The 12,515-nt window shown below is 50.8% G+C and carries 9 protein-coding genes; 6 read left to right on the forward strand and 3 right to left on the reverse strand.

Translation table 11 applies throughout. The features are described from left to right. Position 1: 1 nt before the first annotated feature. Complete coding sequence (locus FPG75_RS04160; protein ID WP_143305284.1) at positions 2–409, reverse strand: OsmC family protein; 408 nt, start codon at positions 407–409, stop codon at positions 2–4. Positions 410–574: 165 nt separating this feature from the next. Between FPG75_RS04160 and FPG75_RS04165 the strand changes: the two genes are divergently transcribed. From FPG75_RS04165 to FPG75_RS04185, 5 genes are all read left to right on the forward strand, one after another. Then, positions 575–1,402: a hypothetical protein gene (locus FPG75_RS04165; protein WP_143305285.1), complete on the forward strand. Its 828-nt coding sequence runs from the start codon at positions 575–577 to the stop codon at positions 1,400–1,402. 35 nt (positions 1,403–1,437) lie between these two features. Then, positions 1,438–2,337 carry a lipoyl synthase gene (gene lipA / locus FPG75_RS04170; protein WP_143305286.1) on the forward strand — a complete coding sequence of 300 codons (900 nt, stop codon included), beginning with the start codon at positions 1,438–1,440 and terminating at the stop codon, positions 2,335–2,337. A gap of 318 nt (positions 2,338–2,655) precedes the next feature. Beyond that, positions 2,656–3,990 (forward strand): TolC family protein, encoded by a 1,335-nt coding sequence (locus FPG75_RS04175; RefSeq protein WP_143305287.1) that lies wholly within the window; start codon positions 2,656–2,658, stop codon positions 3,988–3,990. Between the two features lie 18 nt (positions 3,991–4,008). Beyond that, complete coding sequence (locus FPG75_RS04180; protein WP_143305288.1) at positions 4,009–5,145, forward strand: efflux RND transporter periplasmic adaptor subunit; 1,137 nt, start codon at positions 4,009–4,011, stop codon at positions 5,143–5,145. A gap of 26 nt (positions 5,146–5,171) precedes the next feature. Beyond that, positions 5,172–8,354, forward strand: a complete 3,183-nt coding sequence (locus FPG75_RS04185; RefSeq protein ID WP_143305289.1) for an efflux RND transporter permease subunit — start codon at positions 5,172–5,174, stop codon at positions 8,352–8,354. Between the two features lie 58 nt (positions 8,355–8,412). Here FPG75_RS04185 and FPG75_RS04190 read toward each other — a convergent pair whose 3' ends face one another. Continuing rightward, positions 8,413–8,793, reverse strand: coding sequence for an SdpI family protein (locus FPG75_RS04190; RefSeq protein WP_143305290.1), 381 nt, complete (start codon positions 8,791–8,793; stop codon positions 8,413–8,415). Between the two features lie 275 nt (positions 8,794–9,068). After that, positions 9,069–11,759 carry an AsmA-like C-terminal region-containing protein gene (locus FPG75_RS04195; RefSeq protein WP_143305291.1) on the reverse strand — a complete coding sequence of 897 codons (2,691 nt, stop codon included), beginning with the start codon at positions 11,757–11,759 and terminating at the stop codon, positions 9,069–9,071. Between the two features lie 81 nt (positions 11,760–11,840). On the opposite strand from FPG75_RS04195, the gene FPG75_RS04200 reads away from it, so the two are divergent. Beyond that, positions 11,841–12,428, forward strand: a complete 588-nt coding sequence (locus tag FPG75_RS04200) for a TrmH family RNA methyltransferase (protein WP_143305292.1) — start codon at positions 11,841–11,843, stop codon at positions 12,426–12,428. Positions 12,429–12,515 lie beyond the last annotated feature (87 nt).

Raw genomic sequence — 12,515 nt, forward strand, 5'->3', positions numbered from 1 at the left:
ACTACCAGTTGAAAGTCACATCCTGTACAATATCAGGATGGATGCTTTTGGCTACGGGGCAGGTGTGCGCGGCTCTTTCCAGCACGGTTCTTTCTTTTTCTCCCAGTCCGTGGCCGGCAGGGAAATCGAAAACCACCTGTACGCCGGTGATGCGGCGAGGCTCGGTGCCCATGATCTTTTTGATGCTCACTTTGGTGCCGTCGATATGCCAGTTGTTATCCCTGGCTTTGATGCCCATGATGGTGAGCATGCAGGAGCCAAGTGCGGTGGCCACAAGGTCGGTGGGAGAGAACCTTTCGCCTTTACCATTGTTATCAACGGGTGCATCGGTTTCGATGACGGTGCCGGATGACAGGTGGGTAGCCGTTGTACGCAGTTCGCCGTTGTATATGATCTGTGCGGTTTGCATGGTCGGTATTGTTTTTTATTGAGATGATCAGAGCGTAAAGTAAATGTATTTTCACGTTATCAAACTCGAAAAAAATTAGCTACGTTTGTAATATCAACATAACAATACCTTTATCCAAGCGTTTAATTACTAGACTAATAGCCCATCACTGTGAAAAAATTATACTTGTTTTTATTTATATCGATGATTGCTGGCAGCCTGCAGGCCCAAACCACTGACAGCCAGCCTAATTCCACAAGAAAGCTGTCTAAAAAGGAGGAGAAGGAACAACGCAAGCTGAAGAGGATTTCGGTGTTCAGGGAACAGGAAGAAGGTGAGAATGTGTTCCAGCGCGACTTTTCAGTGGGCGCACGCCTCAATACCGATGGCTGGACAGGCTTCCTGGAGATGGGCTACCGCAAGAACCGTAAAGTGGTGAACTATTTCCAGTTCGAGTTCTCCGAGAAGAAAGACCCGAAAGAGGACAAGCGCCAGGGACAAGGATCTTACCAGTTCGGGTTCACCTCCCGCCCTTATATCTTCGGTAAACAAAATAATTTCTATCCAGCCAAATTGGGCATCGGCCAGCGTTATCTCATCGGCGGAAAGGCCAACAAAAACGGGGTGGAAGTGAGCGGCATCTACTATGGTGGTATTTCTATCGGTCTGGTAAAACCTTATTATATCTCTGTTGAAAACAAGGCGGGACAGGTGGTAGACATGAAATACGATCCCAATAATCCTGATAATTTCCTGGAATACACCAAAATACAGGGCGGTGCAGGCTTTGGCAAGGGCTGGAGCGAAGTGACCGTGATCCCCGGGCTGCATGCCAAGCTGGGTATGCGTTTCGACTGGGCCCACTTCAACGAAGTGGTGAGCGCCCTCGAAGTAGGCGTGAATGCTGAAATGTACACCAAAAAGGTGCCTATCATGGTCACCGACAATAATAAACAGCTCTTTTTCAATGCATATGTTGGCCTGCAATTCGGGAAGCGCTGGAATAGGAGATAAGTAGTAACTTTGCTGTTTTAAAGAAAGGATAAGCGATGCAAGAACTACCCGTTATAGCCGCAGAGCCGGCCACCGCCAGGGTGAAGAAGCCAGACTGGCTGCGCGTGAAATTACCAATAGGCGAGAACTACAAACAGGTCAGGAACCTGGTAGATACCCATAAATTACATACCATCTGCGAAAGCGGCAACTGCCCTAACATGGGCGAGTGCTGGGGCGCCGGTACGGCCACTTTCATGATCCTCGGAAATATCTGTACCCGCAGCTGCGGCTTCTGCGCCGTAGCCACCGGCCGTCCGGAACCAGTAGATCATGATGAGCCGCAACGTGTAGCCGAAGCCATCTACCTCATGAAGGTGAAACACGCGGTGATCACCTCGGTAGACAGGGACGAGCTGAAAGATGGAGGCTCCATCGTATGGGCCAATACCATCAAGGCTGTAAGGGCGCTGAACCCCGACACCACCATGGAAACGCTCATCCCCGATTTCCGCGGCCAGTGGGAAAACCTCCAGCGTATCATCGATGCTGCTCCCGAGATCGTTTCCCATAACCTGGAAACCGTTGAGCGCCTCACCAAACAAGTAAGGATACAAGCCAAATACCACCGCAGCCTGGAAGTGATCCGCCGGCTGAAAGAAGGCGGCATGCGCACTAAAAGCGGTATCATGCTCGGCCTCGGCGAAACCAAGGAAGAAGTGATCCAGGCGATGCAAGACCTGTACGACAATGGTTGCGATGTAGTAACCCTCGGCCAGTACTTACAGCCTACGCCGAAACACCTGCCCGTAGTTCGTTTCGTTCACCCGGACGAATTTGCAGAACTCCGCGAGATCGGTTACAACATCGGACTCGATTACGTAGAGGCGGGACCGTTAGTACGATCTTCCTATCATGCAGAAAAACATATTGCCAGCGGTCGAAATAAGGGATGACCGGCAAAGCAATTCATCTAATTGTTAAAATCCACTCTTCGGGGTGGATTTTTGTTTTGTTAGCATTATCTTAGCGCCTCGAAAAAACCTTTTGTTTTACCTGACCCGTTCTTCCAACGGAAACCTACTACACACTACGGTTTGAACTAAACCTGTCACTGCGGCACTTTTAAACGAAATGATATAGTTCTGTAAAACTATATGCTATATATGGTCAATAGACCGACGAACAACCGTACCTGCGTGTAGCCGTTACTGTTGTATCGATCTATTGCCCCACGATTGGTACAATGATGAACTGAATGTCAAAAGCCTTTTATGAAAAGAGCATTTTACCTGTTAGCTGTAACGTGCGGGATGTTGCTATCCATCCATGCCAACGCGCAGCAATCTACGGATTCCTTACTAAGTACTGCCACGCTGGACGACTGTATCCGCTATGCATTGAAACACCAGCCCCTGTTACGGCAATCGGATATTGATGCCGCCATTACCGACAGAACAGTGAAAAGCAAGCTGGCCGACTGGTATCCGCAAATAGGCCTGGACTACAACCTCCAGCATTACCTGGAACTGCCTACTTCCATCTTCGGTGGTAATCCCACCAAGGTAGGAGTGGCCAACACGTCTACCGCGCTCTTTACGCTGAACCAGAACCTCTTCACCCGCGATCTGCTCCTGGCCTCCAATACCGCCAGGGATGTGCGCAAGCAGGCGAAACAAAACATCGTGCGTAACCAGATCGATGTGGTGGCCGATGTGAGCAAAGCCTACTATGATGTACTGCTCACCCGTCAGCAGATCGATGTGCTGGAAGAAGATATCATCCGGCTGGAACGCAGTCTGAAAGACACTTACGCGCAATACCAGGGCGGCGTAGTAGACAAGATCGACTACAAGCGCGCTACCATCTCGCTCAACAATGCGAAGGCGCAGCGCAAAACCGCCAAAGAGCTGCTCACTGCCAAACAGGCCGTGCTACGCCAGCTCATGGGCTATCCGGAAAATGGCGGCGACGTACCACTGGTATATGATACCACGCAGATGGCCAGCGCGGTGAACAGCGCCGATACGCTGCTCACCGCCAATTACCAGAACAGGATCGAATATCAACAGCTGCAAACGCAACAAAGCCTGCTGCAAGCCAATGTGAAGTATAACAAGTGGAGCTACATCCCTACCGTATCAGCCTTTGTGAACTATGCTTTTGCATGGCAGAACCAGGACTTCGGCAAGCTGTTCGCCAACGACTATCCCAACTCGCTGCTGGGCCTGAAATTGTCGTTGCCGATCTTCCAGGGCGGCAAGCGGGTACATAATATCAAGATGGCCGAATTGCAGTTGCAGCGCGTGCAGTGGGACTTTGCCACTTTGCGTAGCAATATCAGCACGCAATATGCGCAGGCGATGGCCGCCTACAAAAGTAACCTCAACGACTATACGACGCTGAGAGATAATATGCAGATGGCGCAGGATGTGTATAACATGCTGCAATTACAATACAAGGAAGGCATTAAAACATACCTGGATGTGCTGATCGCTGAAACGGACCTGCGCACTGCGCAGCTGAGCTACTACAACGCGATGTACCAGGTACTGAGCAGCAAGATCGACTTGCAGAAAGCATTAGGAACCTTAACAACTAATTATTAAATGGTAACCGGATCGGATATGAAAAAAATGAACCACATTGTCTTTATGAGCGCTGCCGGCATCCTGGGCTTTACTGCCTGCAAGGGGCCTGCCCAGAAAGGAGCGCCAGCTATGCCCCCCACGCCGGTGAATATTACGGAGGTATCGATGGCGCCTGCCGTTTATTACGACAAATTCCCCGCCACCGTGGTGGCGCTGAACCAGGTAGAGCTGCGTTCGCAGGTAGCCGGGTTTATTACCGGCATCTTCTTCCAGGAAGGCGAGGTGGTACAGAAAGGCAAGCCCTTGTATGAGATAGACCGCCGCAAGTATGAAGCTGCCTACCGTCAGGCAGAGGCCAGCATCGCCAGTGCGAAGGCCAACTTCACAAAAGCTAAAAAAGATGAAGAGCGCTACCACCGCCTGGCCGAACAGGATGCGGTGGCACGCCAGATCGTAGATAACGCGGAAGCCGCACTGGAAACGAGCCGCAGCCAGCTGGCCGCAGCAGAGGCCAGTTTGCTCGCCGCCCGCACCGACCTCGACTACTCCCTGATCAAAGCGCCTTTCACTGGCCGCATCGGTATCTCACAGGTGAAGCTCGGCGCACAGATCAGCCCAGGCAATACTTTGCTCAATACCATCTCCAGTGAAAACCCGATCGCAGTAGAGTTTGTAGTGAATGAAGCCGATATCGCGCGCTTCGCCAACCTGCAAGGCAAAGGCGTAGCCACCGATACCACCTTCCGCCTGCAATTGCCCGATGGCAGCCAGTATCCGCATACCGGCAAGATCATCGCGATAGACCGCGGCGTGGATAACCAAACTGCCACCATCAAAGTGAAAGTGGAATTTCCGAACCCGGATCAACGCCTGAAAGATGGTATGAGCGCAGTACTCAACGTACTCAATGAACAATCCGGCGACCGTTTGATCATTCCGTATAAAGCGATCACAGAACAGATGGGAGAATTTTTTGTATTCGTCGCTAAAGACAGCGTGGCGGAGCAACGCAAGGTACACCTGGGGCCGAAGATTCGCGACAGGGTAGTGATCATGGATGGCATTCAGCAGGGCGAGAAAGTGATCACAGAAGGTTTCCAGCGCCTGCGCGACGGAGGCAAGATACAGATAGGCATTCCTGCTGCACCGCAAGGCGCCGCAGCGAAGAAATAGTTCATTAGCATCAACAGAAGAAGATCATGATTGCAAATACTTTTATCAAAAGACCGGTAACCGCGATAGTGATATCTGTCGTGCTCGTACTGGTGGGCATATTGGCGATGATGAACCTGCCCATAGGACAGTATCCCGAGATATCGCCGCCCACCGTACAGGTAACCGGCACCTACACCGGCGCCGATGCACAAACGGTAGAACAAACCGTGGCTACGCCCGTGGAAGTGCAGGTGAACGGTACTCCCGGTATGACCTACATCAACACCAACAACACCAGCAGCGGCCAGATGAGCATGACGGTGAACTTTGAAGTAGGTACCGATATCAACATCGCAGCGCTGGATGTGCAGAACCGTGTAGGTATTGCGCAGCCCACCCTGCCACAGGAAGTGCAGCGTTTAGGCCTCACCGTTAGAAAGCGTAATCCCAGCATCCTGATGCTGGTAGCGCTCTATTCTCCTGATGGCTCTCATGATATCACGTTCCTCGACAACTACACCAACGTATACGTAAAAGACGCCTTGCTCCGCGCAAAAGGCGTGGGTGATATCTTCACCCGTGCCGATGATTTCAGTATGCGTATCTGGTTGCAGCCCGACAAGCTCGCACAGATGGGCGTTACCGCGGATGATATCCGCGCTGCCTTGCAGGAACAGAATGCGCAGATCACCGCCGGCTCTGTAGGCGCGCCACCGCAGCCTACCGGCCAGACCTTTGAATATAACATCTTCACCAAAGGTCGTTTAACCACTCCCGAAGAATTCGGGAACATCGTGGTGAAAACGCGTCCCAGCGATGGATCGCTGGTATACCTGAAAGATGTGGCCCGCATCCAGCTGGGTAAATTCAACTATGCCGGTAACAACTTTGTAGATGGCCGTCGTGCCGCTTACCTGCTGATCTACCAGGCGCCGGGCAGCAACGCGATCGAAACCGCCGCCAACGTTAGCGCTGCCATGGAACAGCTGAAGAAGCAGTTCCCCAAAGGCGTGGATTATGTAGTGCCTTTTGAATCCGTATCCGTGGTGAAAGTATCTATCGAAGAAGTGGTGCACACCCTCGTGGAAGCCTTGCTGCTCGTGGTGTTGGTGGTGTTCCTCTTCTTACAGAGCTGGCGCGCTACGATCATCCCGATCCTCGCGATCCCGGTATCTATCATCGCTACTTTCATCTTCTTCATACCACTCGGATTTACCATCAACACCCTTACCCTCTTCGGTTTTGTGCTGGCCATCGGTATTGTGGTGGATGATGCCATCGTGGTGGTGGAAGCGGTGCAGCATAATATCGACCATGAGAAGATGACGCCGAAAGAGGCCACCATACAGGCGATGAAGGAGATATCCGGACCGGTGATCGCCATCGCGCTGATCCTGGCTGCGGTGTTTGTACCGGTAGGATTTATACCCGGTATCGTAGGCCGCCTGTACCAACAGTTTGCCATCACCATCGCGATATCTGTATTGATCTCTGCATTTGTGGCGTTGTCGCTCACACCGGCCCTGTGTATCCTTATCCTGCGGCCGATGCACCTGAGCAAGGACTCGAAAGGCCTTAACCGTTTCTTCTTTAAATTCAACCGCTGGTTCTCTCACACTACTTCGCGTTATTCGCTGGGCGTGAAGAAGAGCATCCGCTTTGCCAGGTATGTGATCATCCTGCTGCTGTGTATTTTCGTAGGTACGGTGATGTTATTCAAATCGAAACCTTCCGGCTTCATTCCTACAGAGGACGACGGACGTATCATCATCACTTTTGATCTCCCCGAATCTTCTTCTACAGAGCGAACAGTAGATATGTTGCGCAAGATGATGAAGGAGATCGACAGTACGCAAGGCATTGCGCACTATGCGGCGCTCGGTGGATTGAATGCGGTGAACTTCTCTACCAAATCCAATAGCGCTACGATCTTCTGTCAGCTGAAACCCTGGGGTGAGCGTAAAACAGAAGCGCTGCACGTATTTGGTCTGGTGGCCACTTTGCAGAAGAAGCTATCGAAATATAAAGAAGCTAACGTGGTGGTGATACCACCGCCGGCTATTCCCGGTTTAGGACAAACAGCCGGTTTCTCTTTCATCTTGCAACAGCGCGGCAACGGCGATATCAAAGCATTTGAGGGCGTGCTGCAAAGCTTTGTGGCAGCGGCGAACAAGCGCCCGGAAATAGCAAAAGCTTTCTCGTTCTTCACCGCGCGTACGCCAGGTTACCAGCTGGATATTGATCGTGAGAAAGCGAAGAAGATGGGCGTGCGGATATCCGATATTGCGAGCGCCCTGCAAACATATATGGGTAGCGCCTACATCAACGACTTCACTATCTACGGCCGTAACTTCCGTGTGGTAACGCAGGCGGATTCATCGTACCGCGGCGACATCAAAAACCTGAACCAGTTGTTTGTGCGCAACAGCAGCGGCAGTATGGTGCCATTGAGCGCGCTCACTTCTTACAAGGTGATCGAAAATGCGCCGGTGATCTCTCACTACAACCTCTTCCGTTCTGCGGAGATCAATGGTAACCCTGCACCGGGCTACAGTAGCGGCGATGCCATCAATGCGCTGAAAGAAGTGGCCGCAGAGGTATTGCCGGAAGGCTATGGGTACGAGTTCTCGGGCCTGAGCCGTGAAGAGATATTATCGGGGAGTAAAACCGTATATATATTCGCGTTATCCATCATCTTCGTATTCCTGTTCCTCGCGGCATTGTACGAGAGCTGGTCGGTGCCCTTCTCGGTGCTGCTGGCAGTGCCTATCGGCGCTTTTGGCGCGATCACCGTACTGACCTTCCTGCCTAAATTAAGCAACAACGTTTACGCGCAGATCGGTTTGATCACGCTGATCGGGCTATCAGCCAAGAATGCGATCCTGATCGTGGAATTTGCCAAAGAGCGTGTGGACCGTGGCATGGATGTGGTGACATCGGCAGTGGAAGCGGCGAAGCTGCGTTTACGGCCTATCATCATGACATCGCTGGCATTCCTGTTGGGTATCATGCCGCTGGTACTGGCCTCCGGCGCTGGTGCGGAAGCGCGTAAAACCATGGGCTGGACGGTGCTCGGCGGTATGTTCACCGCCACCTTCCTGGCGATATTCATTGTACCGGTATTGTTTGTAGTGATCACCCGATTGGCGTATGGCAAAGAAAAGCTCGCCAAAATGAAAGAAAGCTACCAGGCGATACCTGAGCATGATGTGCAAGGGAAATTATAATGATCAACAATAAACACCATAAAAACAGAGGCGTTGCGCAAGCAGCGCCTTTGTTTTTTCAGGAAGATCTTTTGTTGCCATCATCATCAAATTCCTGTGTGAGGCGCCACTCTGTAAAGCCCACCATATAAAGCGTTCCGGCGATAACGGCGCCAATGGTGATGTACTGGAACCAATCGCTCTGGCTGTTAAAAAGCAATGCGCAGATGATACCGGTGATGATCAGCACCATACCGATGCGGCGGGAAATATAGGCTGCGTCCTGATTAGCGGCCTGCCACATTTCAGGGTTACGTGTGGACAGTACGCTGCGGTAGCCGTACCATGTTTTAATGCTTTTGGGCGGATAATGTTTGATGAACCACCCCATACCAAGGAAGATAAGTCCTACGAACAGTGCGGCGTTGCACCAGGTAGTATGTATGAAATGGTGGAACATGAAGATAAGTTACGAAAAAAAAGCGAAGGTTGTCTTTGCTCAGGATTATAATGATTGAAAGGATTAACAGGATTTTTTTTATCAGGATTAATAAAGATTAAAGGAGATTGATGGGAAGATATTCGCGAGTATAGCCCTTGAAGCGCTCAAAGCGCTTCAAGGGCTGACGCCTTGTTGATCTTCCCCACCAATCTCCTTTAATCTTTATTAATCCTGAAAAAAAATCCTGTTAATCCTTTCAATCATTATAATCCTGAGCAAAGACAACCTTCGCGTTAATGCCTGGTGGTATCTGCTTGTTTCTTTTTGAACAGGCCGTTCAGGATGCCTTTGGCGGATTCGCCGGCTTGTTTGCCTACGTTTTGCAGGCCGTTGCCGTTGCTGGTGCTGTCTTTCTTGCCGCTGAGCTGATTTTTCAGTTCATCTTTGAGGGCGTTGACGGCGTTTTTCTTGATCTGGTTTACGGTGTCGCGTACGGCGTTTTTCACTGTGTCGATCTTGTTCTTCACCAGTTCGGTAGCTTGCGATTTCAGGTTGTTGGCGCTTTCGCGGAGATCCGTTTTGAGGGACGGCTTCATGATGTTGCCACCCATCAGTACTTGCAGGTGTACGCTGTCGCCGATATTTACGGGGATGCCTTTGCTCTGCGCCTGTGCAGCGAGGTTGTTGACCAGCGTATTGCCGGCATTGCCCATGAGTGCGCGTGGCAGCGCCATTTGCAGGGTATAGTCGAGCGATTGATCAAAGCCGTGCGAGCCGGCGATATTCATGGTGATGCCTTTCACGGCCACTTTGAAAGGGTTCACTTTCACGCGGCCATTTTCGAAGGCGAAATAGTTTTTGATATCGCGCAGGGAGAGGTCTTTCAGCTGCGCCACATTGAGGGTGTTGGCGAGTTGGTCTACCGGTGCAAACTGTTTCAGGAAGCCTTCAATCAGGAGCAGGTTGCCTTCGCCGGTGAGGGTATTCATCACGGGGATCATATCCTTGCCCAGTTTGCCATGCATCTGTAATTGCGAAGTGATTTTACCGGAGAGGAACTTGCCGATGGGCATCAGCATCTGTACGGTGTTGAAGGCGTTGAATGTTTGTTGTACATCCAGTTGTTGTACGTTATAGGAGAGATCGATATCCGGATTGGTTTTGCTGGCTTTGGTGCTGTAGCTGCCGTTGATCTCCATGGTACCTTGCAGGGCATTGGCTTTGAGCTGTTGCATGGTCACGGTTTCATCTTTCACGAGGAGGTTGCCGGAGAGGTTGGTGAGATCTACTTTTTCGTAGTGTACTTTATCCACGTTGGCTTGCAGCCCGATATTGAGGTTGGCCGGTACGGCGAAAGGCATGGCGGCGGCAGTATCTTTTTTAGCGGTGGTAGCTGCCGTGGTGGAGGAGGCAGTAGTACCCATCCATTTATCGAGGTTGATCTGATCTGCCTTGAAATTGAATTTACCATCCAGCGGCGCGCTCTTGAACGTATAGGCGAGGAGGTTATTCACTTCTCCGTTTGCCTGGAAGTTGGTGCCAAGGTATTGACCGCTGAGATCTTTTACTGTAACGTTTTTCGGATTGAACAGCAGGGAGAGGTTATTCACTTTTACACCGTCGGGGTAGTCTTTGCTTTTATAGACCATATTGCTCAATTGCAGGGTGCCGGCGGCGTAGAAGCGGTCGTACTGTTGTTTTTCGATGGCGCTCATGTTTCCTTTAGCGGAGATGTCGGCATCAAGGAGACCGTTGAGGGCGGTACCGTTTTCCAGTTTCACAAATTCCGTGATCTTGGAGAGATCGATCTTTCCTTTGGCGGCGCCGTCGATATACATATCCGATATGGGCGTTTTCACGAGGAGACGAAGATCGAGCGGGGTATTATCCATTTCGAGGTGGCCGGTGGGCATATCTATCACGGTATGATCCGGTACGCCATCGGGGTTGCTGATCTTCACCGCCAGCTGGATATTTTTTACTGGTTTGGGCAGATCAGGGTATTGGAAGAAACCATCTTTTACGGAGAGGTTAAGGCCGAAGGCCGGCATTTGTTTGGGGGAGTAGTTTCCTTTTACAAATCCGTCGAAAGCCGCGCTGCCGCTGGTTTTAATTTTGTTGAAATCCGTTTTGTAGATAGCGGGTACGAGGGAGAGGAGGTCTTTGAAATTGGTGGATGGCGCCTTGAAGGAGAAGTCCATGCCATAGGTAGAATCATTGACCAGCCTGAAGAGCCCTTGCAGTGCTATCTCGAGGTTGTTGAGCGCTGCTTTGGTATCTTTCAGCGTATAGGTGTGCGCGTTATTATCGATCTGGATATTGGCATCCAGTTTTGTTTTTACATTGTTGAGATAGGGGATGAGGCCATAGCGGAAAGTGATGGCATCGGCGGTGGTGGCGGTTTCGAGGGTAAATTGATCTTGTGTGAAATCGCCGGTACCGGAGTGATTGAGCCCTTCGGCGACGAATTGCATATTGCCCTGGCGGTCGTCGTAATTGATATAGGCATCATCGATGCTATATTTTTTCAGGCTGAGGGCGAACTTGCTTTTGCTGGTATCGGCCGGGTTGTGTTGGGCGGTATCGGGTTTGGTGATGTTCCAGTTGGCGGCGCCGTCTTTATTCACAATAGCGTGTATCCGTGGGTGTGAGAGGGAGATGTTGTAGATATCCATTTTATCTCCTTTGATCACACTCATGAAGTTGAGCGCTACATCTATCTTTTTTGCAGCCAGCAGCGTATCATCCTGGAATGCGCCGGTACCTGTTATCTGGAGATCTTCCAGGCCTACGGCCAGTCGCGGGAAATGCCGCAGGAGGCTGATATCCACGTCTTTAAAATCTACTTTGGCTGTGAGCCGGTTGTTGAGTTCCGTTTTCACTTTGGCCATGATCTTGTCTTTAAAGAGAAACGGAACAGCGATGGCTGCCAGTATCAAGACCACAATTGTGATACCCACAATCTTCAGGATCTTTTTGAGCATAGGTTTTTCGTGTTTTGATTAATGGCGTGAAATTACCTTATTTCGTAATTTTACGCCACTTGGAATAATATTTTTTTTGATATGACACCAGAAAGAAGGGAAAGATTGCTGTCGGTACTGAACAAGCGGCAGGGGAATTTAACAGTGGTATTGGAGAATGTGCAGGACCCGCACAATATCTCTGCCGTGATGCGTACCTGCGATGCTGTTGGTATACAGGAGATATATGTGCTGAACACGATGATCCCCCGTCACAAGAAGTGGGGCGCCCGGAGCAGCAGCAGTGCTGCCAAATGGCTGACTATCCATCAATATGACAATACAGCAGCCTGCTTTGCCGAGCTGCGTAAGAAATACAGCCGCATCGTTACTACCCACCTCGCGCACGATGCGGTGAGCCTCTATGATATTGATTTCACCGGCGCCGTAGCACTGGTATTCGGTAACGAACATGAAGGCGTAAGCGAAGAAGCCCGCACCCTCGCAGATGGCAACTTCATTATCCCGCAAATGGGCATCATCAAATCATTGAACATCTCTGTGGCCTGCGCTGTCAGCATCTACGAAGCTATGCGCCAGAAAACGCTGGCAGGGCATTACAAGCAGCCCGGCCTGCCGGAAGCGCAGTTCAATGCGCTGCTGGAGCAGTGGGGCATGGAAGAGGATTGAGTGATTAGCGAAGGTTGTCTTACTCAGGATTATACTGATTGAAAGGATTACCAGGATTTTTTTTATCAGGATTAATAAAGATTAAAA

This window comes from Chitinophaga vietnamensis, assembly GCF_902167635.1.
Lineage (GTDB): Bacteria > Bacteroidota > Bacteroidia > Chitinophagales > Chitinophagaceae > Chitinophaga > Chitinophaga vietnamensis.

What these genes read in the sequence shown, in the direction of transcription:
- FPG75_RS04160 (WP_143305284.1), bottom strand. Translation starts at nt 409, where the DNA reads ATGCAAACCGCACAGATCATATACAACGGCGAACTGCGTACAACGGCT.
- lipA (WP_143305286.1), top strand. Translation starts at nt 1,438, where the DNA reads ATGCAAGAACTACCCGTTATAGCCGCAGAGCCGGCCACCGCCAGGGTG.
- FPG75_RS04175 (WP_143305287.1), top strand. Translation starts at nt 2,656, where the DNA reads ATGAAAAGAGCATTTTACCTGTTAGCTGTAACGTGCGGGATGTTGCTA.
- FPG75_RS04180 (WP_143305288.1), top strand. Translation starts at nt 4,009, where the DNA reads ATGAAAAAAATGAACCACATTGTCTTTATGAGCGCTGCCGGCATCCTG.
- FPG75_RS04185 (WP_143305289.1), top strand. Translation starts at nt 5,172, where the DNA reads ATGATTGCAAATACTTTTATCAAAAGACCGGTAACCGCGATAGTGATA.
- FPG75_RS04190 (WP_143305290.1), bottom strand. Translation starts at nt 8,793, where the DNA reads ATGTTCCACCATTTCATACATACTACCTGGTGCAACGCCGCACTGTTC.
- FPG75_RS04195 (WP_143305291.1), bottom strand. Translation starts at nt 11,759, where the DNA reads ATGCTCAAAAAGATCCTGAAGATTGTGGGTATCACAATTGTGGTCTTG.
- FPG75_RS04200 (WP_143305292.1), top strand. Translation starts at nt 11,841, where the DNA reads ATGACACCAGAAAGAAGGGAAAGATTGCTGTCGGTACTGAACAAGCGG.